Raw genomic sequence first — 24824 nt, 5'->3', positions numbered from 1 at the left:
GATTTTGTTTTTAAAGCCACTAAAACCTAAAGCAACTTAAAGATGGAAAGGCTGACTTTGAACCTTGTTGTTTTGAGTTTTAGTGGCGAAAAAGAGTTTCATGGGTAGGAATTAAATCAGATGATGCAAACGTTCATCCACGTTTTCATCTTCAATTTCGCCCTCATTGTAACGTTTTCTTATCCGTGAGATTACGGAATTGAATTCAGATTCTCCTCCGGCCATTTTAACAATCAGCCAAACGATCAGAACCAGTAATAAGGCTGAGAGAATCCAGAAAACTGAAAGCCCTGTAATTGCTGATATTGATACCATTATCCATAACCTCCTTTCTTTTCTGTTGTTTGATGAAACCCGGAGCCGGAAACAATACGGAATAACAATTCCGATGGCCCTATGATTTGTCGCCAGCTCTGGGCATTCACTAAGTTCGTGCAAAACGGAGGTGTTGTCAACTATTTTTCTGAACCTCAGATTTCCGCAAATGTTTTACATTTCTCTTTAAAAACCGTTGTAGGAAATAGGTTAACCCCGATTTAGAAAATCACTCATTTGGGTGAAGTATGAGTCCAAATGAGATGATTTACTTAATCGAATCCGCAGGGATCACCGCGATTTTTCAATCATTCTTTGCGGATTTTGTGTAAAACAGAAAATGGCTGGGCTTTTAAAGGGCTTGGATGGCTTTCTCAAGCAGAGATTTTATTTCTTCTGCAATGGGAGTCAGCTTGTCGTTCTCAACAGCTATCATAGACGCTACCGGGTCAACTGCTGCTATTTCCGTTTTGCCATCACCCAAATCCTGCACAATAACGTTACAGGGTAGCATGGTGCCTATTTTGTTTTCCTGTTGTAAGGCTTTATAGGCATTGGGTGGATTACAGGCACCAAGAATCTTATATTTTCTGAAGTCCACATCCAGTTTTGCTTTCAGCTTTTCGTGGATGTCAATCTCAGATAGTACGCCAAAGCCCTGCTCGCTTAAGGCTGCTTTGGTTTTTTCTACTGCAGAGTCAAAGTCTGTGTTGAGGGTTTTTTCAATGTAATAGTTCATAGTCTTATGTTTTTTTTGTTATACAATTTAGCGCAGAGGGTATGGAGCAAAGAGTATGGTGTATATAGCTGTTCCGCCAGGCTCCATGCTTTTACTTCAGCTTGCGCTTCAGCAATTGTGCGTTAACAGCCACAACAACTGTGCTTAAACTCATGAGTACAGCACCTACTGCAGGACTAATCAATATTCCTGCACTGTATAAAACACCGGCTGCCAGTGGAATGGCCACTACGTTGTAGCCGGTTGCCCAGATGAAATTCTGGATCATCTTTCTATAAGTGGCTTTACCGAAGGTGATGAGTGACGCAATGTCTTGTGGATTGCTGTTTACCAGGATGATATCTGCCGTTTCGGCAGCCACATCGGTTCCCGAACCTACAGCAATGCCTACATTGGCCGTGGCCAGTGCTGGAGCGTCGTTGATGCCGTCGCCGGTCATGGCTACGAATTCACCTTTGTCTTGTAATTCTTTTACTTTTTCCAGCTTTTGATCGGGCAAAATGCCGGCATAATAGTCATCCAGATTGAGTTCGTCACTTACGGCTTTGGCCACTTTTTCATTGTCCCCGGTCATCATTATCACCTTTATACCATTCTTTTTTAGGGTTTCAATGGCTTTGTGTGATTCGGGTCTGATCTCATCAGCCAGGGCAATCACTCCTGCTGCCTGGTCATCTACCAGAACATAAACCACAGTTTCCTGTTGGTTGTCTTCCCGGTTTTCCGGAATATCAATCTTGTTTTCTTTAAGGTAGCCGGGACTGACCACTTTCACATTTTGATTTTCAACTTTGCCCTCAATGCCTTTCCCGTTGATGGCATTGAAATCTTCAGCTTTCCGGACTTCAAGCTCAAGCTCTTTTATCTTTTGCATGATACCTGTGGCCAGCGGGTGTTCCGATTTAGATTCTAAAGCTCCGGCAAGTTTGAGAATATCATCTTTCTCATATTTATCAGAAAGGGAATCATACCGGCTAACAGCAAAGTTTCCTTTGGTCAGTGTTCCTGTTTTGTCAAATGCGAGAACAGATATTTTGCGTGAGTTTTCAAATGCTGTCCGGTTGCGTATGAGTAATCCTTTACTGGCCGATAATGAGGTGGAAATGGCCACTACCAGTGGTACTGCCAGACCGAGGGCATGGGGGCAGGTTATTACCATAACACTGGCCATCCGTTCCAGTGCAAATACAAAACTTTCACCTACAATAAGCCAGGTCGCCAGAGTTCCAAAACCAATGGTCAGGGCAATGATGGTAAGCCAGGCAGCAATACGATCGGCAAGATTTTGGGTCTTTGATTTTTTATTCTGGGCTTCCTTCACCATTTTGATGACTTTATTGAGGTAAGCCTCTTCGCCAATCTGCTCTACCGAAAGGGTAAGTGAACCATTCCCATTTATGGTACCGCCAATCACTTTGTCATCTTTGGATTTCTTTACCGGCTTGGATTCTCCTGTGACCATGGATTCATTCACACTGCTTTCACCGTCTGTGATCACACCATCTACAGGAATTTTTTCACCCGGACGAACCAAAACTTTGTCCTCCTTTTTCAGTTCATCCACTTTCACATCTTCGGTTTTTTTATCTTTAAGACGATGGGCCTCAGATGGCATGAGGGCTACAAGCTTTTGAAGCGACTGGGATGCGCCCATAACCGATTTCATCTCAATCCAATGCCCCAGCAACATAATATCGATCAGGGTTGCCAGCTCCCAGAAAAATGTGCTGCCCTCAAGCCCGAAGGTAGTTGCGGAGCTGTATCCCCAGGCAACGGTGATGGCCACGGCAATGAGGGTCATCATACCGGGTTGCTTCTTTTTCAACTCGTCAACCAATCCGGTAAGGAAAGGTCGGCCCCCATAGAAAAAAACGATGGTAGAGAGTCCGAACAAAAGATATTTGTCTGCGCCCTGAGTCAGGGAAAATTCAAATCCCAGAAGACCCTGAATCATGGGAGATAAAACCAATATGGGAATAGAAATGACCAGTGATATCCAGAAGCGTTTCCGGAAATCTTTAATCATCATGGCGTGGTGTTGTGAGTGGTCGTGACCGCCATGTCCTTCATGATCTCCGTGGCCACCATGGCCATTATGATTTTTATGACCAGGCTGATGGTTTTGACCATCGTGGTTATGAGTTGAATGATTTTTATGAGATGAATCTTTGTGTTGTTTATGGTTGTGTTCCATAAAATTTGTTTTTTTGCGTTTTTGAGAAAAGGGGGTGTCCCAAAGGTCATGAATATCGTATTCTTTGATTCATTCTGAACGGATTGATGACTCTCTTTAACAGTGATGTCACGCTCTGAAATTGTAACACAGTGATTTTTTTGACACCCTCTGCCTATTCCTCCAAATCTTTTTTACGTTGATCAAACTCCTCTTTGTCAATTTCACCTTTGGCATAGCGTTCCTTTAAGATGTCAAAAGGTGATTTTTGGGCGGGAGAAGTTTGATTGGTATCACCGGGGCGAAAGGTCCTAAAGGCCAGCCATAGTATCACCAGTAAAATGATAATTCCTATAATCCAGCCAAAGCCCATTCCCCAGCCATGTCCTAATCCTTGCATCATAGTCTTTGTTTTTTTAATTAGAATATTGTCTAAGGTAGTACCTCGTAATTTCGCATCATGCCCATGTCTTCGTGCTCCAGGTTGTGGCAATGATAGATGTATTTGCCGGTAAAGTCTCTGAAACGCATAACAACTTTCACCTTCATCCCGGGCATCAGTAAAAAAGTATCTTGCCACCCCTGGTTGATGAAGCCGTCTTTTACGCTGTTCCAAACCTCTGCATCCATTCCGGAAATGTCACGTTCGATGATTTGAAATTGGAGCCCGTGTATGTGGGCAGGGTGGGGGAGTTGCATCATGTCCTGCATCATGCCCATTCCACTTCCATCATCGCCATTTATGAACTGCCAGACTTCTGTGGTGTTGAGTTTTACTTTTTCCCAGTCAGCAACTTCTTCCATATCGAAGGTTTCGCCATTGATGACCCAATTCATGCGTTCATGATAAAAGTGGAATTGTTTTGGAGTATCATAATTTACGGCATTTACAGGATCAATCTCCTCAATTTCAGAGAGGGTTTGCGGGATTTCCAGAGATTTTCCTTCCTCCCCGGTTACATTGAAGGTGTACAAGTGCATGGCTTCTCCATTTTCGAAGGAGGCATTTCCTCCTATCATGCCACCTCCCATGTTGCCCATCATTCCGCCACTTCCCATGCGGCCCATGGAGGTTCCTGAACTGAAAGCCAGGCTTTCGAGCGTTATTTCTTCTCCTGAGTTGGTGGCTGAGAAGTCCTTCCAAATCTCTACCCGCTCTCCCGGTGCAAGTATTAGGTAAGGTTTGTTAAGAGGCTTTTCGAGCAACCCTCCATCGGTGGCGATGACCTTTAAATCTGAACCATCACTCCATGCCAGCTTGTAGATGCGGGCATTGGAACCATTGAGAATTCTGAGCCTGTAAGTTCCTTTTTTTACATTCTGCGTAAGTTCCTTTTTCCCGTTGATGAAAATCTGATTGCCCAGAAATCCCTGCATGCGTTGCATGGGACTCCCTTCAACATAGACCAGCTGATTGTCGGAATTGAAAGACCTGTCCTGAATGACCAACGGTTGATCTTGATCTCCTGATGGTAAGCTTTTCCGTTCATCTTCAATGATGAAAAGTCCTGCCAGTCCTCGATATACCTGTGGGCCAGTTATTTTATCGGGATGTGGATGGAACCAATAAGTTCCGGGTCGATCGACCACCGTGAATTCATATACATATTGTTCCCCGTTATCCACGGCATGCATCGGGTGTCCGTCCATTTCCGGAGGGATATGCAATCCGTGCCAGTGAATAATGCTTTCGCGGGGAAGATTGTTTTTAAAAATAACCCTGATTTTTTGTCCATGCTTTACACGGATGATCGGACCAAGGTAAGACCCTTGTATTTCTGAGAGATTGCTGTCGCTCCCTTTGAGAAGCCTGGCTTCATAGTGGAAAACATTTGTTTTTGGACCGTCCAGAAGTTGCATAGCAACCGGCTGAGCGGTCAACTCGATTTCAATATCAGGCGAAAAATCGCTGCTTGCATTACCTGATCCGGTTTGGGAATTTCTTTTTCCTTGTGCATTACAGGCACTCAGACCAGTAGCAATCAAAAGCAGGAAAATGAGTTTTATTGAAGTGAAGTTTTTCATAATCAGTGCTTTTGTGAGAGAAACAAGTGGGAGGCGAGATTGTTTGATGGCATGGAGCGGGGTGCATGGGGCAATGCCCGGTGCACTCTGCTCCATGCTGAATTACCTACGCTCTTAGTGCTGATGCCCGTGGTGATCCTCCTTGTCATCTTTCGACTCGGAACGATCATACTTGCAGCATCCGGGAAGTTTGTTGTAAACTTCATCAGAAGCTCTGTGCTTTCCGGTGTCATGACCGGCTTTTGCAATCGCTTTTTGAATGGCATCCAGTGAAGTCTTAGAATCGTCAAAGACCACTTTAGTCATCATGGTTTCTTTGTCCCAACTGACCTCAGTCACCCCTTCAACCGATTTCGCTGCTTTTTCAATGCGGGTTTCGCACATGCCGCAATTTCCTTTTACTTCAAATTTCTCGGTTTTGCTTTGTGCAAATACTGCTACTGTACCAATCAGCAGCATGCATAACAGACTTGACATTTTACGTCTCATAACATTCTTGTTTTTGTGGTTAAAAATTGATTTAATTAATGTGGGTTGGGATAGGTTGAGACGCACGGCGGTGCATCTCAACGGCAGACGCACAATCGTGCGTCTCTACTATATTGATTGCATACCGGAATCATTGTTTTTTATTTTATATGCTTCATCGACAGGTGATACAAGAACCATTCCATCACCCTGATATCCGGTTCTTCCTTTTTCCCGGATAATGCCTACCACCTTTTTTACGTCACTTTTCGGAATTAACAATTCAATCTTTGTGACTTTGCAGGCATCGGCAAAGGGATATTTCTCGCTGATGTGCCTTTCTTCATTGTCGGTGTATTTTCCGGTGCCTTCGCATTCAACGAGTGTCATGGCTCCAAAACCTTCAGCCTTTAAAGCTTCATAGACTTCCTCTATTTTGCGATGGCGTATGTAAGCTTTTATTAATTTCATTTTTTTAGAATTTTGCAGGTTAGAAAAAGAGTTGATTTAGGTTAAGGTTGAGATTAAGACTTAGATAAGAAACCTTTTCACTTATATTCTAATGGTCAATCTTAATCTTAGCCTCAACCTCAGCCAATGTCTCAACCTTATTCTAAAGTCTCTCTCACTTCTCCGCATTCCAGCATCATATCTCCATAATAGGGGTTGCGGATGCTTTCTTCGGTACTCAGCCAGTAAGCTCCCTTGTCGTCATTAGCCATGGGGCAAAACTGGAAATAAGCGGTTTTGCCATCCAGTCCGAAAGCTTTGACTTTGTTATAGAATATGGGGTTGAAATTGACAAAAGCTTTTCGTTGCGCCTCAAGATCTTCTGATCCGCTGATGGTTGTCAATGCAGATTCCATTTTGTCAAGATTTCTCATCCAGAACATGTGAGCATCACCTTTGAGTAGGGCCATATCGGTGTTCTTTAGTGCCTGAAGGGACTCTTTTGCTTCATTGGCTGCTAATTTTGCATCGGAGGCCACCAGGGCATCTTTCATTTCGATGTACTGATCGAAAAAGGCTGTCAGTTGCTTTTTAAATTGTTGTGGTGCCTCGTAGCTGGGAATCTCCTGGTCTTCAGGTTTCTGATTTGTACCTTCCATCTCTTCCATTTCTTCAGACGACATGGAGCCATGATTATGTCCGGTAGCTGGTTCTCCTCCTTCAGGACTCATCATGCTGGGTTTGCCGCTTAATTGAGCTGCAGCATCAATGCTGAAGGTGCCATGGACGGCAATTTCTTCTCCCGCTTCCAGTCCCTCTTCTATAATGTAGCTGTTGCCCAAATCAGGTCCCAACAATACTTCTCGCATTGTAAAGCTTACGTTGTCTTCTGAGCTCTTTTTGACATACACCACTGATCGTTTTCCTGTCCACATGACTGCTGATTGCGGAACAACGATCTTTTTTTCCTCATTGCTGAGGCCGGCCTCAACTTCGCCAGAAACAAACATTTCCGGTTTTAGCTTAAGATCTGAATTTTGGACCTCTACACGAGCTTTGGCGACTCTGGTTGTTGGGTTGATTACCGGGTCGATGTAATCAATATTGCCTGAGAATGTTTTACCCGGGAGGGAGGAGACCGTAAACGTTACTTCATTGCCTTCCTCGATCCATGGAATTTCACTTTCGTAAACGTCGAACAAAATCCATATTGATGATAGATCAGCTATTTTGTAGATGGTTTGTCCTCGCTTTATATAATCACCCATATTGACAAGCTTATCGGTAACATAGCCGGAAACATCTGCCAAAACCGGAAATTGTTCCTGAGGCTCTCCCGAATCAAGAATGGTCTCAATTTGTGCATCCGTAAGTTTCCAGTTTTTCAACTTCTCATAAGATGCCTTGTAGAGGGAAGGCTGAGCATCTTTTATTGCCTGAGCTTCAAAGAGCTCCTCCTGGGCAGTTACCAGCTCTGGTGAATATACATAGGCTACCGGAGATCCTTTCTTCACATACTGACCTGTAAAATTGATGGTCAGTTTTTCGATTCGACCGGGTACATGAGATGACTGGGAATAGACCTTCCGCTCATCGGCCTCTACTTTACCGTCAAGTCGAACTGTTTTGTGAGCAGTTCCTTTTGTAACTTTTTGGGTTTGAATGCTTGCCAGTTGCATAGCTGTAGGTGACATTCTTATTTCTCCCGGATCAGCTCCTCCATCATCTTCTTCCAACGGGATCAGCTCCATTCCGCAGATGGGACAATCACCCGGATCAGGTTGCTTGATTTGTGGGTGCATGGAGCAGGTCCAGGTGGTTTCTTCTTTCGCGTGATCGTGTTGAGAGGCAATATTTTGCGTCTGTGCGGAGCCGGAATCGCCCCCGGATTCTCCAAAGATCAGCCAGCCCAATAATAACCCTGATACCAGGGCTATAATTATTGTTATTATTGTTTTTCTTCGTTGAGACGCAACATCTTGCGTCTTTAGTTTATTATTGTTCATGGCGTTTAGTTTTGTAGTTGAGACGCAATATTTTGCGTCTTTACTTTTTATTATCGGCTGTTCATCGTTTTGCGATGCCCCCTGCCAGTAATTGTGGACAGGAAAGTCCCCCTTGGGGGATTTATTGGGCCCCCATTACATATTCCATCCTTGCCACAGCGGTCTTATATCTACTTATGGCATCCACTTTTTTCTTTTTATATTTCAACAACTCCTGCTGCATTCGCAAAATCTCTTCGAAATCTTTTCCCGAATTGGCATAGGCCGTAGTCAGAAGTTTCAGAGCCCGGCGGGTTTCTTTAATCTGCTCGTTGTAAAGCTTGATAAGCTGTTCCTGTCTGCTGATGTCGAACCATACTTGCTCATAACGGGATGCCAGGTTGTTGGTAAACTCCTCTTTTTGAAGTGCCAGACTCTCCTGTGTTAGCTGTGCTTCTTTGACCGCGGCATTGTATTTCTTCCTGAAAATGGGGATAGAGACCGATAGCATAGGCATGATCACATCCCGGCCGCTGTCTTCCACTTGCATATCTGTGGGTTCGCCTACCACTACATAGTCAAGGCCGAGCCCCATATTGGGGTATCCGTTTTTTCGGGCAGCTGATTCTGCAGCTTCACTTGATTGACGCATCAGTTCCAGCTTTTTCAATACAGGATGCTGTTCCATCAGGGAATCCTTGTTTAAATGGACCGTCATTGTGTCTGTCTTTTCCTCCACTTCAATGGTTACCTTTTCCTCTGCAGACCTGTTCAGCATTTTGTTGAACTTGGTGAGCAAAGGTTTCTCCTCCTGGTTGAGAATTTCCAGATTTGTGGAAGCATCTTTAAGCATAATGTCCACTCTCAGGACATCCACCATGGCACCTTTACCATTCTCAAAGTTGCGGGTGGCAATCTCTTTGTATGAATTCAGGATTTCGATGTTCTCCCGCTCTATCTGCTTCCACTCACTGAGTTTGTAAAGCGGATAGTAAGCAGCAGCCACTTCGTAATAAAGCTGGTTGCGGGCATCCACAAACTCTTGAAATTTTGCTTCTGCGGCCAGGGTTGCAGCATCTTCCCTTGCTTTGAGTGTCCCAAACCATGGAAACATCTGCGAAAGCGAGAATTTGGCTTTCTGTGGCCCCAGCCGGGTTTCTACCGGTGAGATGAAGTACCCGAATGAGAATGTCGGATCGGGCAGTGAACTCACCTGAGGAACCCTCTGCAATGCCGCCTGAAAAGCCTTGTATTTGGACTGCAAGCCGGGATTGTTCTCTGCAGCAGTGGCGAAATAGGTCTCCAGGGATTGGGCGCGAACCTGAAAAGTTCCCAGCAGCATTAACACGCAAACTATTAACGTGTATTTGAACATAGATGACAGAGGATAGAGGGTAGATGTTAGAGGATAGAAATTAGATGATGGCCATCTTGTGAACGTTCTATACTGATGCCTAATTCCTCTGATCTGCTTTCTCTTTGATGAGTTTTTATGTATTTCTTTTTTCATTGTTAGTCCAATTCTGGTGTAGTTTGTTTAGCATCTTTCCGATTTGGTCAAGCTCAATGATGAATCGGTTATATGTTTCATTGTTTATGTATTGGCATTCAAGGGCAAAATTCAGCCATGTTTCGGTTTCAGAACAGGACCCTAATGAATTTATGAGGTGTTGTTTAAAAACCAGATCATAAGTTCTTTTGGCCCATCCTTCTAAAATATTGGAGCTTATTGACCTGGATGATCGTACAATTTGTGATGTTAGGGAATAAATCTCTTCCTTTGGAAAATTGCGTGTCATCCAATAAATATCCATTGCTGCTTTGAAAGATCGATTGTAAACTGTGAGGTCTTTGTAAGATTTGATCATTGTCTTGATGGTTAGTGGAAAATTATGATTAATTGATTCCAATATAATCGAACTCATTCTAACTTTCGACTTCTAACTTCCAGTCTCCAACTTCCAATCTCCAAATCCTAACTTCTAACTTCCAACCTCCAGCCTCTAACCTCCAGCGTCTAATCTCTAATCTCTAATATCTAACTTCCAGCATCTATCATCTAATCCTCCTTTCCTCCCTCAAACTATACAACACAGGCACAATGAAATACGTTATTGCCGCCGCAATCATCCCTCCAAATGCCGGGATGGCCATTGGCACCATGATATCGGAGCCTTTTCCGGTGGATGTGAGTACCGGAAGCAACGCAATAATTGTTGTTGCTGTGGTCATCACTGCCGGACGAATACGACGCAGGCCTGCATCCACAATGGCTCCACGAATGGCACCAATGCTTTCGGGTTTATGGCGACGGAAACTCTGATCCAGGTAAGTTCCCATAACAACTCCATCGTCGGTGGCGAGTCCGAACAGGGCTATGAAGCCCACCCAAACGGCCACACTGAGATTGATGGTCTGCATCTGAAACAGTTCTCGCAAATTGGTACCAAAGACCGGGAAATTCATGAACCAATCCTGTCCGTAAAACCAGAGCAGTATAAATCCGCCGCTGAAAGCCATGGCAATACCGGTAAAGATCATCAGTGAGGTGGTCACCGACTTAAATTGGAAATACAAAATGATAAAGACGATGATCAGCACCACGGGAACAATGATGGAGAGCCGTTTTTCAGCTCTTACCTGATTCTCATAATTACCGGAGAATTTATAGCTAACCCCGGCAGGAACTTTCAGCTCGCCACTGTCGATTTTGGACTGAATGGCTTTTTGGGCATCATTGACCACTTCCACTTCGGCAAAACCTTCCAGCTTGTCGAACAGGACATAGCTGGTGAGGAAGGTTTCTTCACTTTTGATCATCTGGGGCCCCCGAACATATTCCACATCTAACAGCTGACTTAGCGGAACCTGTGCTCCGGTTGGGGTGGAGATCAGGATCTTACCCAATGATTCGGGATCTTCCCGCAGCTCTCTGGGGTAACGCACTCGTACCGGGAATCGCTCACGCCCTTCAACGGTGGTGGAAATCTTCATTCCTCCAATCGCTGTTTCAATGGTTTGCTGAACATCTTCCACATTTAAACCATATCTGGAAATCTCATTTCTGTTGATGTCCAGGTGGATGTATGGCTTTCCGATAACCCGGTCAGCAAAGGCTGCTTCGGCTTTTACCGAGGGCACCTCTTTAAGAATTGATTCCAGTTTCATTCCAAATGCCTCAATGGTTTTGAGATCGGGACCGTAAACTTTTATCCCCATGGGGGCCCGCATACCTGTTTGCAACATTACCAGACGTGTTTCGATGGGCTGTAACTTAGGCGCTGATGTGACACCGGGTATTTTGGTGACTTTCACAATCTCGTCCCAAATATCGTCGGGAGTCTGAATCTCTTCCCGCCAGTTGCGGAAGAACAGCCCGTCTTCATCAGCAATTAAATCGGCTTTGGTGATGCCTTGCTCCAGGGCCTCCGTGTTATTTAAGGTGTCGCCGTCAGTGGTGATGAACCTGCCCTCATCATCAGTACGGAATCTTGTGCGATGGCCGCGTTCATCCAGTGCATACTCCGGTTTGTAGTTGATCACATTTTCATACATAGAAATCGGTGCCGGATCCAGAGCCGACTCTACACGTCCGAGCTTCCCAACGGTCAGTTCCACCTCAGGAATGCTGGTAACCAGCATGTCGAGCTGCTTCAATACCTTCAGGTTGTATTCCATTCCCGAGTGGGGCATGGATGTGGGCATCAGAAGGAAACTTCCCTCGTCCAGCGATGGCATAAATTCTTCTCCAATGCCGGGGAAGGAGTGGGTGAGTCCTGACCAAACTGCGGTGGTGCGAACATTCCATCCCAGATTATCAAAACCTTTGGCGATGAATCCAAACATAGTGTTAAAGCCCATCCAGATGGTCAGTCCGAGTACTATCAGGAAGCCCGGGATGGACAGGAATATGGCTTTGTGTTCCAGTGTCCATCGCAGAATTGGTTTGTAAAATCTTTCCAAAAGGATGAAGAATCCCAGAACAAGGGCTACCAACAGTGCCACAAATAAAATGTTGGTAGCAATGCTTTTACCCGGCCCCAGTGGTAACCAGTAAGTGGACAGAATCCAGATAGCTGCCAGAACCGAAATGATCAGAGCTGAATGTTTCAGAATGTAGTAGTACCATTTCTGATTTTCGCGGGAAGATACATTGTAATATAGTCTCGCCCATCCGGTTATCCCGAAAAGCAGTAGTACAGTTCCTCCCCAATTGGCTCCAAAAAATAGTGCCACTAATCCTATCACTGCCAGTGCCACATTGCCCCATTTGGAAACATTGCGGTTTTTGATTCGGAATCCGAAAAACCAATGTGCCAGGGTAGGAAGAATCAGCAATGAAACCAATAAAGCAGCAACCAGTGCAAAAGTTTTGGTAAAGGCCAGAGGACCAAATAATTTTCCTTCGGCAGCCTGCATGGTGAATACCGGGATGAAACTTACGATGGTTGTGGATACTGCTGTCAGGATGGCTGAAGAAACTTCTGACGCACCCTTGTAAACAGTGGTGATTAGCTTTTGCTCGGGCGGGGCTTCTTCAATATTTTTGATCACGTTCTCGGACAGTATAATCCCCAAATCGACCATCGTACCAATGGCAATGGCGATTCCCGAAAGGGCTACGATGTTGGCGGTTACCCCAAAGTAACGCATAGCAATGAAGACCATCAGCACGGCAATGGGCAGCAATGCTGATATCATTACCGAAGCCCTCAGGTTGTAAATCATCACAATAATGACAAGTATGGTGATGAGTATTTGTAGTGAGAGTGCAGTTTCCAGTGTTCCAAGAGTCTCATAAATCAGTCCAGACCGGTCGTAGAACGGCACAATGGTAAGCTGACTTTCGGTGCCGTCTGCTAAAGTCTTACTCGGCAATCCGGGGCCAATTTCGTTTATCTTGTCTTTTACATTGTTGATGACTTCCAAAGGATTGGCGCCATAACGGGCCACAACAACCCCACCGACCACTTCTGCACCGTCTTTGTCCAGTGCTCCGCGCCGCGAAGCCGGCCCCAGCGACACTTTGGCCACATCGCTTATCCGTACCGGGACATTATCCTTTACGGCCACTACCGCCTGCTCTATGTCTTCGATGTTTTTGATGTAGCCAATGCCTCGTACCAGATACTCCGCCTGGTTGATTTCAACCGTTTTGGCCCCCACATCGCGGTTCGATTTTTTAACTGCCATCATGACTTTCGACAATGGTATGTTGTAGGCCTTCAGGGCACCTGGAATGACATCAATCTGGTACTCCTTGACAAAGCCGCCGATGGAAGCCACTTCTGATACGCCTTTGGCTGAATTGAGACTATATTTCACATAGTAATCCTGAATGGTTCGGATTTCGTGTAAGTCCCAGCCGCCGGTGGGATTGCCATTTTTATCGCGGCCTTCAAGGGTGTACCAGTAAACTTGTCCCAGTGCCGTGGCATCGGGCCCCAGTGTAGGTTGAGCACTTTCCGGCAGCAGTCCCGACGGTATGGAGTTGAGTTTCTCAAGAATTCGGGAGCGTGACCAATAGAATTCAACGTCTTCCTCAAAGATGACGTATATGCTGGAAAATCCGAAAATAGAGGAACTTCGGATGCTCTTGACACCCGGGATTCCCAGTAAATAAGTGGTGAGTGGATAAGTGATCTGGTCCTCTATATCCTGAGGCGATCGCCCTTTCCACTCGGTAAAAACAATTTGCTGGTTTTCACCAATATCGGGGATGGCATCTACAGGCACCGGATCGGATGGCAGGGGGTCTATCTTCCATCCAAAGGGGGAAGTAACCACGCCCCAGGTAACCAGACTGATAAGTACCAACATGGTGACCAGCTTGTTTTCCAGGAAGTATTTAATAATTCTGTTTAGCATGTGTGATGTAATTTGCAGGTGCGGCGGATTTGATCCGCCGTTTAGTCTGTTGATTTTTAATGGCGCTTACCAAACTGTTGCCATTCTGTGGCTTATGTTTGCTAATGATTGGAAGCTAAATGGGTGTGATGGGTCCCAATATTTTTTAACCACAGAGGACGCAGAGAAACACTGAGAATATTTTTTATTGACTTATTTTTACCATAACAGAAATCGAATCTGAAATGAACTTATATGCCTGATATGGTTAATTTTTTTATTCTGCTGGAGTTCTGTGCTTTGGCATCCCTGTGTTTAGATTATCACAACAGAAATACCTGATGCAATGCCAGTCGCGTGCCCAGGCAGCGGGGCGGTGGATCGGAATAATTAAATGAAGTGAAGAAGTTGGTTTCGGGTAATGAAATCTCAACTTCGGATGCTGTCAAAATAAGATCAGAAGCATAAATATGCTCCAGATTTGTTTGCGTGGCTACGACTAAAAAATCATTGTCCAGTTGAAGAAACTGCGTTTCGGTATGACAGCACATTCCATCGTCGCAGCATGGATCAGCTTCAGTTTTTAGCGCTATCGAGATAAGCTCATTGCCACAATAATGCTTAGAAACAGCAAAACCCGTTGTTGAAATCAACAACAGGCAGGTCATTATGATATTTGTGACGTTTCTGAGCATCCGCGTGTAAAATGTTTTTTTAAGTGTTCGTTCGGACTTTGTAAAAGATCCTGTCTTAAACAGATACAAATATAACAACAGACCACGGTATGTGTTTTACACAATTTTCGGGAAAACTTATATGGGACATGGGGCATGGAGAGATGAGTTATGAGAAATGAGAGGTGGAGCAATTTCATGATGGATCAGCCCCGGCGGGGCGGCAGTATGGTATCAATTGTGTTGCAATGAAAGGAAAAGCCCCGGCAGGGGTGACACTTTCTCATAAAACAACTATGCGTTCATTGCATTTATATTTCTTTAACGGGCTATTTAGTGCCCGTCTATAAAGTCGGGAAAGTTTCTGGATGGAGCTGTGTCTGTTCAGAAACTAAGCGCTTTTCGCGTGTTTGAGATAGAAAGTTCAAATTCAAGACGTGTGAAAAATCTAAACCTCAGAATATTAATGTATTTGAGGATTTAGATTTTGAGCAACAACGCAGGAGTTGGCCTTTATTGACAAACACTATTTAACCAATATTCATTGTATGCAGGAACGACCATTTTTTTGGTTACATTCGTGACCTGTTAATGTGAAAACTCTTTTTGTTCAACTACTTAAAAATCGGAAATTATCAGTGAATCAAAAAATATTTGTTTGTCTTGCGGTTTGTGTTGCGATGGTAGCCTGATTGGGTTTGTAGAACTCGGTAAGGATGAGCAGACAAGCCTGAGCCTATTGATGGAAATAGAAAAGTTTGAGGAGGCAGGCTTTTTTATGCTTCCCTGTATTAATCTTGGTTGTGATGGGTGTAAAATATATTCCAAAAGACCCAAGCAGTGTGGAAAATTTGAGTGTGGACTTTTGAAATCTATTGAAAAAAACGAATTGGATCTGGATTCGGCTCTGGAAGCAATACGTGTTTTTAAACACAAGAAGATTGCCATTGAAAAACAGTTTGATACATTGCCATTCCAATTAGTTTCTCCATCGTTTTACTTTAAAGTGCTTGAATTAAGAAACTTGTTAAAGAAAAAACGGTCTGAGTTATCCGTGACGCCAAGGTTTGTGAAATTATTGTCCGATATAGATGACCTTAATGATCAGTCTTTGAAGAGTTTTGGTATTTCATATTTTTAAATTTACATGAAAAGTATAATGAAACGAGCATGGCAAGGAATCCACAAAAGAACATGTATAAACCCCATTCATGTGAGTTCCATCAGACCAATAACTTAAACAAATTTTATACTGATGAAACGAGCATGGCAATGATTGCCTCAAAAGAATATGTATAAGTTCTTACATGCGAGTTCCATCCGACCTTGAAAAATTAATTTTATACGGATGAAAATTAGTGCAAAATAAATTACCCTACCTTTGCACTCTACTAAAAAAGATAAAAATTGATGGACGGACAGCACAGAGCGAATATTAAACCAGGTTTAGAAGTGGGTGTTGTAAAAAAGGAAGATCAGCGTTCGGGAAAAATAACATCCGGAACCGTCAAACAAATTCTTACAAAAAGTGCATTTCACCCTCATGGTATAAAAGTCCGGTTATCCTCCGGAGAAGTTGGACGCGTGAAGGAGATAAAAGGCGCACGGGGCATGGAGCATTGACCATTGGGGGTATAGCTATGACCCATAATCGTTTATGCTTTTTGGGTTCAAATACCAATATCAAATAATTAATAAAGAATGAAGTTCGAAAAATATAATTTTTCAGAAGATATAAAAAGTAACCTTCGGAAGTTAGGTTTTAAGCGGCCTACAGATATTCAGTATAAATCTATACCTCCGATTATGCGGGGTGAGGATGTGCTGGCAGTAGCACAAACCGGAACCGGCAAAACTGTTGCATTTGCGCTGCCGGTAATTCAGCGATTGGTTACCAGAAGCAGGAAGCAGGACAAAAAAGCAGTTCGTTGTGTGGTGATGGTTCCCACCCATGAACTGGCCATTCAGGTAAGCGGTGTTTTTGAAAAACTGGCTTCCGGTCTTTCACTGGCAATAGCAGGTATTTATGGTGGGGCAGATCAGGATCCCCAGATTGAAAGACTGAAGCAGGGTGTGGATGTGGTTGTGGCTACTCCGGGCCGGTTGTTTGATTTGGAGAGCCAGGGCCACTTGTCCCTTGAAGCTGTTGAAACCCTGATTCTTGATGAGGCAGATCACATGCTTGAACTGGGGTTTAAGCACGATATGAATCAGTTGATCAGAAAACTACCTCGTCGAAGACAGGTGTTGTTTTTCTCTGCTACCATCAATAAATATGTAAAAGATATGGCCTACTCGCTGGTTCATAAAGCTGTTCGAATACAGATTTCTCCCAACGATCCGGTATCCAAAAATATTGATCATTCGGTGGCGTTTATAGATATGGATGATAAGCGTTTTTTCCTGGAACGCATTGTTCGTGAACACCCTGATGGCAAAATATTGGTTTTTGTGCGGACCAAGGTACGTGCCGAGCGGGTGATGAAAGCCCTGGAGCGTGTGAATTTGAAGAGCCAGACCATTCATAGTGACAAGGATCAAAAAGAACGAAACCAGGTAATGGAGCAGTTCTCGTCAGGTAACAATAAAATACTTATAGCCACCGATGTAAGTGCACGTGGCATTGACATTCCTGATGTGGATATTGTCATCAATTATGATATCCCCGAAGAGACTGAAAATTATGTGCATCGTGTAGGCCGAACCGGGCGGGGGCAGAAAAAAGGCCTGGCCATTGCGTTTTGCAGTCCTGAAGAAAAAGAGCGGTTGGATGCCATCGAAAGTTTCCTGAACCGGAAAATTACACAGATTGATATAGAAAAAGGAGCCTACCAGGAAACACTCAATATGTCAGGGGTAGAGGACACGGATTGGCAGGCGCTGATGGACGAGGCTGATGAACTGGAGGATAAAAAGAAAAGAAAAAACAAGAAGTCAGGGAAATAAATGCATCTGGTTAGCTTTTGATATCTTGCATAGTTTATTGATTGTGGCTGAATGGATTTCTATTTCTTGCGGTTTGATGTTGTTGTTTGACGAGTAGCCCGTAATCGCCGTTTCGGGAAAGAAAATGATGTCTGCATGTTCTTTGGTAGCTTTTCTTGCAATCTCTTCCGTTCTTCGAAGGTTTTCTTCAAGATTACCGGCAATGGCTTCGAAACTTACTATCGCTATTTTTAAGTTCTTCATTTCTAAGAATTGAATAATACAATCTATTGCGATTCTAAAAATAAATAAAAAATCACGCTTTCATTTGTAACTTTTCCCAATTTTAGGAACTAAATAAGAAAACCAATTTGATGAGTTTTGAAAAAGGAAGAGTTATTTAATAAAATAGTTGCCGAAAACAGCGACCGTATTCGTCGTATTTGTGCCTACTATAACCCCAATGTTCACGATCAGCAGGATATGTGCCAGGAAGTGCTCGTCAACATCTGGAAGAGTCTGGATAATTTTCGTGGTGAGTCTGCGGTAAGTACCTGGATATACCGCATCGCTGTGAATACCTCCCTGCAATACACCGGAAAAGCTTACCGGAATATGAAATTATTGGTTTCGGCGGACTCTCTTCATTTGAGTAATGTTCTTGATGATGCAGATCTTATTCACAAAATGATGGAGGAAGATCAGTTTGAGATTCTTCAACGGGAATTGAACTTGTTATCGGTAGTGGACAAAGCATTGATATCCCTAATGCTTGAGGAGCTGTCGATGAAAGAGATTGCAGAGGTGATAGGAATTACCGAATCTAATGTGAAGACCAAAATTCACCGCATCAAAATGCAGTTAAAAAACAAACTAAAACCAAATCACTATGTTTCGAAATAATAATCCAATTTCCGGAATAGATCAGTTAACTCATAAGCTGAAACAGGAAGATGAACGATACAGTCGTTTAAGTAAAGGGTTGCAAATTGTTTATTGGGTGCTTGCCCCTGTGTATTTGATTATGATTCTTCGTCATGCAACGGAAGGAAGTTCCTTTAATGATACTATTAGTGGTGTTTTTTTTCTTGTGGCAATGGTGATTTTTGCTTTATTCTTTAGGAATTATTACAAAGAGTACAAAAATGTGGATTACTCTTTACCTACTCTTATTGTGTTGAAAAAGGCTGCCTACAGATACCAGCCTTTTCAACTGAAAACAATCTGGATTTTAATGGCAATCATTTGCATTAATGTTGGGCTTAGCTTAAAAGCAGTTGATCATACTGATTTATTTTGGATTCAAATAACTTTCTGGGGATTAATGTTGATATCCATCGGCATAGGCCTGGTTTATTGGTGTTACCGTTATAAGCCTCTTCGTGATGCCGCCTTGAAAATGATAAAAGAAATTGAAGAACAATAGCCCGTGGCGTTTGACATATTTGTCGATTATACTCATAAACCACAGAATAGGATTGTACCGGATAGTGTAATGTTTTGCAATTATCATATTTGTTTACGAATTTTAGTGTTGATATTTTAGCCTTTATTAAATAAAAAGAAGGTGGTGGCAATCATTCGCTAATGGTATTATGCCATTCGTTTCTGATAAATATCTATATTCTAATAAAATATATTCTGCGGTTATGATGGGTTCAAACAAAATTTATTTAACACTAACATTGTTTTTTATGGGACTATTGGGTTTTACTTCCTGTCAGTCCAGGGTGGAAAATCCACCGGTCGAAATTGAAATCAATCAGGGATGGGAATTTTCCAAAGCCGGTTCTAACAGTTGGATGCCAGCCAATGTCCCCGGTACGATACATTCGGATCTGCTGGCCAATGACAAAATAGAAGATCCCCATTACCGGATGAACGAAAACGATGTTCAGTGGATTGAAGATGAGGACTGGGTTTACCGAACTTCGTTTGAGGTGGAAAAGAATCTGTTGCTGGCCTCTGATGTGATCGAACTTCAGTTTGAAGGTCTGGATACTTATGCAGATGTTTACCTGAACGATGAAAAAATTCTGGAAGCCGACAATATGTTTGTTGGTTACGATCTGGATGTGAAGAAATACCTTGTTGAAGGAACCAATCATCTTCGAGTATATTTTCATTCTCCGGTAGCAAAGGGAATGGAGAAACTCAACCAGCTTGATTATACCATTCCTGCGATCAATGAGCAGGCACCAGAAGGGGAAAGAACCAACGTCTTTACACGCAAAGCTCCTTTCCATTATGGCTGGGACTGGGGACCGCGTCTGGTGACTTCCGGAATATGGCGACCAGTGACACTTGTGGCCTGGAATAAAGCCATTATCGATGATGTTTATGTTGTTACGGAAGAGGTTAGTGATAACGTAGCCAAACTTTCCGGAACTGTTACGCTGGAGGCTGAAAAAGCAGGCGAATACCATCTTTCTCTTTCGATAGATGAGAATAGTACGGTTATAGAGAAAACTGTAAATCTTGATGCCGGAACCAACAATGTGTCGTTTGAGTTTGAAATTCAGAATCCTCAATTATGGTGGTCCAATGGTTTGGGCGAGCCTTATCTGTACGATTTTAACTTCGCTCTGTCTTCCAAAAATCAAGTGCTTGATTATCACCACCTGAATTACGGTGTTCGTACTCTCAGACTGGTGCAGGAGCCCGATGAGGTTGGTCATTCCTTTTATTTTGAATTGAACGGAGTGCCGGTTTTTATGAAAGGAGCCAATATTATTCCTCCCGAAACACTGACGCCTGTTGCTGATAAGGCTCGTTACGACCGGTTAATAGGCAATGCCGTGGCGGCAAATATGAATATGGTGCGTATTTGGGGTGGTGCCATTTATGGTGAAGATTATCTCTATGACCTTTGTGACCGGAACGGGATTTTGGTTTGGCAGGACTTTATGTTTGCCTGTGCGCTACAGCCTGGTGATGAGGCTCATCTGGAAAATATCAGGAAAGAGGCAGAGTTCAATGTGAAACGTCTGCGCAATCATCCATCTCTTGCCCTTTGGTGCGGGAACAACGAGAACTATCATGGCTGGCACGAATGGGGATGGAGCGAGATGTACGATCCCGATGTGAAGGAATTTGTCTGGAATACTTACAAGACCATCTTTAATGAGATTTTGCCTGATGCTGTTTCTGAGTTTGACCCCAAAACCACTTATTGGCCTTCCTCTCCATTGGCTTTTGACGGTACCAAAGCCGATCGGAAATCGGGTGATGAGCACGACTGGACCATCTGGTTCGGGCAAAAGCCCTTTGCTGCTTATGGCGAAGATTTGCCGCGTTTCGTCAGTGAGTATGGTTTGCAATCTTTTCCATCCATCCACACTATTGAATCTTTTACTGAAGAAGGCGACCGGGATTGGGATACGGAAGTAATGCGCCATCGTCAGCGTGGCAAAATGCCTTATGTACGCCCTGATTTTGACGGAAATGACATGATTCGTTGGTACATGGATCAATACTATAATATTCCCGGAGATTTTGGAGATTTTGTTTATGTGAGTCAGCTATTGCAGGCCAAAGCCTATAAGATGGCCCTGGAGGCCCATCGTCGCAATATGCCGCACACTATGGGATCTCTCTATTGGCAACTAAATGACAGCTGGCCTACGATTTCCTGGTCAACCGTTGACTATTATGGTCGCTGGAAAGCTGCCCACTATGCTGTGAGGGATGCCAATGAAGCCATTATTGTTGCTCCGGTTGAGGAGGAAGGACGGTTCAAAGTATATGCGGTAAATGATTTGCTTTCTGAGGTTAATGGAGAGTTGAGTGTCAGGGTGATGGATTTTTCAGGAAACGAAATCTATAATGAGATTGCTGATGTCACCGCTGCTGGCAACTCTTCCGGTTTGGTGTTCAACGAAAATATCGAGGATATGGTGGGTGAAGCCGACAGCCGTGAATTGGTTTTTGTCATTGAGTTTGTTTCGGGAGGTCAGGTCGTGGCAGATAATCTCTATTATCTCCATCGTCCCAAAGAATTGAAACTTCCGGAGGCTGAGGTAGAGCTCTCAGCCAGAAAAACCGAAAAAGGTTATCAGCTGACCCTTTCATCTGATGTGCTGGCCGGAAATGTATTTTTGGATACCCCGGATGGCAATGGGTTTTTTACTGATAACTTCTTTGATCTGCTCCCCGGCGAAAGTGTGGTGGTTGAACTGGAAACCAGTGAAACATTGGATCCTGAAAAGGATATCAGCATCCTGACACTAAACAAGGTTCAATAATTTCTAAAGCGACGAACTTCCAATGCTGGAATTCGTCGCTTTTTTCTTTTCCATACTGACTAAAAACTAACATCTACTGTCATGAAAGTTCTTTTCATCGGAGGTACCGGAAATATTAGTACAGCATCGAGCCATCTGGCTCTTGAGATGGGGTTTGATCTATATCTATTGAACCGCGGAACCAGAAAAGTTGAAATTCCCGGAGCCAAAAGTCTGGTGGCCGACCATTCCGATCTGGCATCTGTTAAACAAGCCGTTCAAGGTTATGAGTGGGATGTGGTGGTCAACTGGATTGCATTTACAGAGGAAGATGTGCAGCGGGATTTTGAGTTGTTTCACGGCAAAACCAAACAATATATTTTTATCAGTACAGCATCTGCATATCAAAAACCCGGCGGACATCCTTTAATTACCGAGTCAACACCTCTTTACAATCCCTACTGGCAATATTCACGCGATAAGATTGCCTGTGAAGACTTCCTGATGCGGAAATATCGGGAAGAGGGATTCCCCATAACCATTGTCAGGCCTTCCCATACTTATGATACAGTTATTCCGGTTCCCTTGTGTGGGTGGAACGATTTTACAATTATCGATCGTATTCGTAAAGGCAAAGAGGTGATTATTCATGGTGATGGTACTTCCCTGTGGACGGTTACGCATTCCGTGGATTTTGCCAAAGGATTCAATGGCCTGCTTGGACATCGTCAAGCCATCGGGCATAGTTTTCACATTACATCTGATGAAATCATGAACTGGAACCAGATTTTTGAGCAGGTAGCCGAAGCAGCAGGGGCTCCGCTTAAGGCGGTTCATATTGCATCTGATTTCATTGCCCGGTATGATGAACATTCGTATGGTGGCCTGTTGGGAGATAAAGCGCAGAGTGTGATTTTCGATAACTCCAAGATCAAACGTTTTGTGCCAGGTTTTACCGCAACCATTAAATTCAGCGAGGGCATCAAACGGACCATCCGTTGGTTTGAGGAGGAACCCGAACGCATGCAGATGGATCCGGCTAAAGGGCAGTTGGTGGACAGAATTCTTGGTGCATATAAATCGTTATAGATTTGTTAACTCCTTTCATCGGGTCTTTCCCTGCTTAAAAGTTTTATATATTTGTTGCTATAAGCCAGATATATGAGTGAAAAAAGATCACTAAAAGCTGTAGTCGTTTCCGATGCTCATCTGGGAACGATCAGCAGCAAAGCCAACCAACTTTATACTTACCTGAAGACTATTCAGCCGGAAACTTTGGTGTTGAATGGTGATATTATCGACTTTTGGCGTTTCTCAAAACGTTACTTTCCTGCTTCTCACCTGAGGGTGATTCGTTATCTTTTTAAGATGGCTGAAACCGGGACAAAGATTATTTTTATTCCCGGAAACCACGATGAGGTCGGACGCCGGTTTACCGGGGTTGATTTTGGGCATCTTCGTATTGATAATAAAGTGGTTTTAACTCTTGACGGGAAATCATCCTGGATCTTTCATGGTGACGTGTTTGATGTGGTGATGCATCACTCCAAGTGGTTGGCAAAAATGGGAGCTGCCGGTTACGGAATTCTGGCCGGTATCAATCGCATGGTAAATTCAGTGCTTCGTTTCTTTGGACGTAATCCCATCTCACTTGCTGCTAAAATAAAGGATAAGGTCAAAGGTGGGAAAAAGGAGCCGGTAACAAAGTTTGAAGCCATGGTGGCCCGTCTGGGTATTCGCAAAGGCTACCACTATGTGATTTGCGGACATATACACCGGCCCGCCAAAAAGCGTATTAAATCTCCTGCCGGCGCCATTACTTATCTTAATTCGGGCGATTGGGTTGACCACATGACTTCACTTGAATATGAAAACGAGGACTGGCACCTAAGGCATTGGGATGCTTCAATTGAGACTTCTGTTGAGGATACAGTGGAAGAACAAATACTCTCCGAAACCATTGAAGATGTTTTCAATCGCGCTTTTAAAGAGGTTCTGAAAAGTTGAGATAGAAGTCTGACAGGTACCGATTTGAAGCAGGGAATTGAAGGGTTTGAGATTGGGGGCTGATGATAGATTAGTTGACAACAAGGCCATAAAAATATTGTGACATTGAAAATGTATGAATTTTATAATGAATAAATAGAAATGGAACATACTACAGAATCTATTTGGAATGCATGTTGCTGTAAAATAAAATCATTCATTTTAAAACATGTGTCGGATGAATACATCACAGAGGAGATATTTCAGGAAGTTTTTATCAAAATTCACATGAATATCAACACACTCAGGGATGAATCAAAAATAAATAACTGGATTTTTCAGTTAACCAGAAACACTATTACAGATTATTACCGGAAACATAAAATAAAATTCGAAGAAGAAGACAAAATCGACATAGTTGAGAGTTCGAATTTCGATTACCCGGATGAATTTAAAGATGAAAACGAAAGAGATCTAGCCGATGAGATTAAATCGAGTTTAAGACCTCTTATTGAAACCTTGCCACACAAATATGCCCAGGCTCTTCTATTGATTGAATATGAGGGGGTGTCGCAGGTAGAGCTGGCAAAAAGGCTAAAGATTTCACCATCAGGTGCAAAATCGCGTGTACAAAGAGCCCGCAAAATGATTCAAGATAAGTTAATGACTTGTTGTCACTATGAATTCGATAAATATGGTACTGTGATTGGGGTAAAACCCAAAGAATGTTGTTTGTGTAATGGCCAATAAAAGAGTTGTTTGCAATTGATTTGAGTCCTTTTTAGGATTCTTCGTCTTTATTAATGAGTAAAAACTAAAGATGAGGAATCTAGTATGAAAGAAGCATGTTTAGAAAGAGATTGGAATAACAACGATCTGTTAAAGCTGGCTACTCCTACAAGCAGTTTACTATTAAGTGGTAAGCCATCGGCCTCCCACGTATAAAAGTAAAGATTTTTCCCGACCAGAGGTTTCACCAGTCGGGGAAATTGGGATTTTCTAAGTTCTACTGGA

General features: G+C 43.3%; 23 protein-coding genes. 9 read left to right on the top strand and 14 right to left on the bottom strand.

Annotated features, from left to right (window positions below):
* Window positions 1-111: 111 nt before the first annotated feature.
* The 12 genes from BY457_RS17830 to BY457_RS17775 all read right to left on the bottom strand — a co-directional run bounded on the left by BY457_RS17830 (window position 112) and on the right by BY457_RS17775 (window position 14697).
* Complete coding sequence (locus BY457_RS17830) at window positions 112-315, bottom strand: hypothetical protein (protein ID WP_106154691.1); 204 nt, start codon at window positions 313-315, stop codon at window positions 112-114.
* A 352-nt stretch (window positions 316-667) separates the two neighbouring features.
* On the bottom strand, window positions 668-1054 hold the full coding sequence (locus BY457_RS17825; RefSeq protein ID WP_106154690.1) for a DUF302 domain-containing protein: 387 nt from the start codon (window positions 1052-1054) through the stop codon (window positions 668-670).
* Window positions 1055-1145: 91 nt separating this feature from the next.
* Window positions 1146-3248 carry a copper-translocating P-type ATPase gene (locus BY457_RS17820; protein WP_106154689.1) on the bottom strand — a complete coding sequence of 701 codons (2103 nt, stop codon included), beginning with the start codon at window positions 3246-3248 and terminating at the stop codon, window positions 1146-1148.
* A 154-nt stretch (window positions 3249-3402) separates the two neighbouring features.
* Complete coding sequence (locus BY457_RS17815) at window positions 3403-3630, bottom strand: SHOCT domain-containing protein (RefSeq protein ID WP_106154688.1); 228 nt, start codon at window positions 3628-3630, stop codon at window positions 3403-3405.
* A gap of 29 nt (window positions 3631-3659) precedes the next feature.
* The gene (locus BY457_RS17810; RefSeq protein ID WP_106154687.1) at window positions 3660-5252 is read right to left on the bottom strand and encodes a multicopper oxidase family protein; all 1593 of its coding nucleotides are present in this window, start codon (window positions 5250-5252) and stop codon (window positions 3660-3662) included.
* Between the two features lie 114 nt (window positions 5253-5366).
* Window positions 5367-5741, bottom strand: a complete 375-nt coding sequence (locus BY457_RS17805; RefSeq protein ID WP_106154686.1) for a heavy-metal-associated domain-containing protein — start codon at window positions 5739-5741, stop codon at window positions 5367-5369.
* A 108-nt stretch (window positions 5742-5849) separates the two neighbouring features.
* A complete protein-coding gene (locus BY457_RS17800; RefSeq protein WP_106154685.1) occupies window positions 5850-6191 on the bottom strand; it encodes a P-II family nitrogen regulator in 342 nt (113 codons plus the stop codon).
* 137 nt (window positions 6192-6328) lie between these two features.
* Window positions 6329-8176 (bottom strand): efflux RND transporter periplasmic adaptor subunit, encoded by a 1848-nt coding sequence (locus BY457_RS17795; RefSeq protein ID WP_106154684.1) that lies wholly within the window; start codon window positions 8174-8176, stop codon window positions 6329-6331.
* Window positions 8177-8297: 121 nt separating this feature from the next.
* Entirely contained in the window at window positions 8298-9497 is a 1200-nt protein-coding gene (locus BY457_RS17790) for a TolC family protein (protein WP_258176789.1), read from the bottom strand.
* A 148-nt stretch (window positions 9498-9645) separates the two neighbouring features.
* On the bottom strand, window positions 9646-9954 hold the full coding sequence (locus tag BY457_RS19380; protein WP_374956702.1) for a four helix bundle protein: 309 nt from the start codon (window positions 9952-9954) through the stop codon (window positions 9646-9648).
* Between the two features lie 256 nt (window positions 9955-10210).
* A complete protein-coding gene (locus tag BY457_RS17780; protein ID WP_106154681.1) occupies window positions 10211-14023 on the bottom strand; it encodes an efflux RND transporter permease subunit in 3813 nt (1270 codons plus the stop codon).
* A gap of 302 nt (window positions 14024-14325) precedes the next feature.
* A complete protein-coding gene (locus BY457_RS17775; RefSeq protein ID WP_106154680.1) occupies window positions 14326-14697 on the bottom strand; it encodes an HYC_CC_PP family protein in 372 nt (123 codons plus the stop codon).
* Between the two features lie 637 nt (window positions 14698-15334).
* Here BY457_RS17775 and BY457_RS17770 point away from each other — a divergent pair.
* The 3 genes from BY457_RS17770 to BY457_RS17755 all read left to right on the top strand — a co-directional run bounded on the left by BY457_RS17770 (window position 15335) and on the right by BY457_RS17755 (window position 17622).
* Window positions 15335-15817: a YkgJ family cysteine cluster protein gene (locus BY457_RS17770; protein ID WP_181256528.1), complete on the top strand. Its 483-nt coding sequence runs from the start codon at window positions 15335-15337 to the stop codon at window positions 15815-15817.
* Window positions 15818-16086: 269 nt separating this feature from the next.
* Window positions 16087-16299 carry a YwbE family protein gene (locus BY457_RS17760; protein ID WP_106154678.1) on the top strand — a complete coding sequence of 71 codons (213 nt, stop codon included), beginning with the start codon at window positions 16087-16089 and terminating at the stop codon, window positions 16297-16299.
* A gap of 78 nt (window positions 16300-16377) precedes the next feature.
* Window positions 16378-17622 (top strand): DEAD/DEAH box helicase, encoded by a 1245-nt coding sequence (locus BY457_RS17755; protein WP_106154677.1) that lies wholly within the window; start codon window positions 16378-16380, stop codon window positions 17620-17622.
* Here BY457_RS17755 and BY457_RS17750 read toward each other — a convergent pair.
* Window positions 17611-17865, bottom strand: coding sequence for a nitrilase-related carbon-nitrogen hydrolase (locus BY457_RS17750; RefSeq protein WP_106154676.1), 255 nt, complete (start codon window positions 17863-17865; stop codon window positions 17611-17613). The two genes, BY457_RS17755 and BY457_RS17750, sit on opposite strands and share 12 nt — an antisense overlap.
* Window positions 17866-17982: 117 nt before the next feature.
* On the opposite strand from BY457_RS17750, the gene BY457_RS17745 reads away from it, so the two are divergent.
* The 6 genes from BY457_RS17745 to BY457_RS17720 all read left to right on the top strand — a co-directional run bounded on the left by BY457_RS17745 (window position 17983) and on the right by BY457_RS17720 (window position 24560).
* Entirely contained in the window at window positions 17983-18504 is a 522-nt protein-coding gene (locus BY457_RS17745; RefSeq protein WP_106154675.1) for an RNA polymerase sigma factor, read from the top strand.
* Window positions 18491-19027, top strand: a complete 537-nt coding sequence (locus BY457_RS17740) for a hypothetical protein (protein ID WP_106154674.1) — start codon at window positions 18491-18493, stop codon at window positions 19025-19027. The genes BY457_RS17745 and BY457_RS17740 overlap by 14 nt, the downstream gene beginning before the upstream one ends.
* Before the next feature lie 268 nt (window positions 19028-19295).
* A complete protein-coding gene (locus BY457_RS17735; RefSeq protein WP_258176788.1) occupies window positions 19296-21845 on the top strand; it encodes a beta-mannosidase in 2550 nt (849 codons plus the stop codon).
* Window positions 21846-21926: 81 nt separating this feature from the next.
* Window positions 21927-22913: an NAD-dependent epimerase/dehydratase family protein gene (locus BY457_RS17730; RefSeq protein ID WP_106154672.1), complete on the top strand. Its 987-nt coding sequence runs from the start codon at window positions 21927-21929 to the stop codon at window positions 22911-22913.
* Between the two features lie 72 nt (window positions 22914-22985).
* Entirely contained in the window at window positions 22986-23831 is an 846-nt protein-coding gene (locus tag BY457_RS17725) for a UDP-2,3-diacylglucosamine diphosphatase (RefSeq protein WP_106154671.1), read from the top strand.
* A gap of 141 nt (window positions 23832-23972) precedes the next feature.
* Window positions 23973-24560: a sigma-70 family RNA polymerase sigma factor gene (locus BY457_RS17720; protein WP_106154670.1), complete on the top strand. Its 588-nt coding sequence runs from the start codon at window positions 23973-23975 to the stop codon at window positions 24558-24560.
* 50 nt (window positions 24561-24610) lie between these two features.
* On the opposite strand, the gene BY457_RS19180 is transcribed toward BY457_RS17720, so the two are convergent.
* On the bottom strand, window positions 24611-24824 hold a 214-nt coding region (locus BY457_RS19180), incomplete at its 5' end, for a hypothetical protein (protein WP_219885185.1).

Source organism: Marinilabilia salmonicolor, assembly GCF_003003035.1.
Taxonomy (GTDB): domain Bacteria; phylum Bacteroidota; class Bacteroidia; order Bacteroidales; family Marinilabiliaceae; genus Marinilabilia; species Marinilabilia salmonicolor_A.
This window is presented reverse-complemented; position numbering and strand designations above follow the sequence as displayed.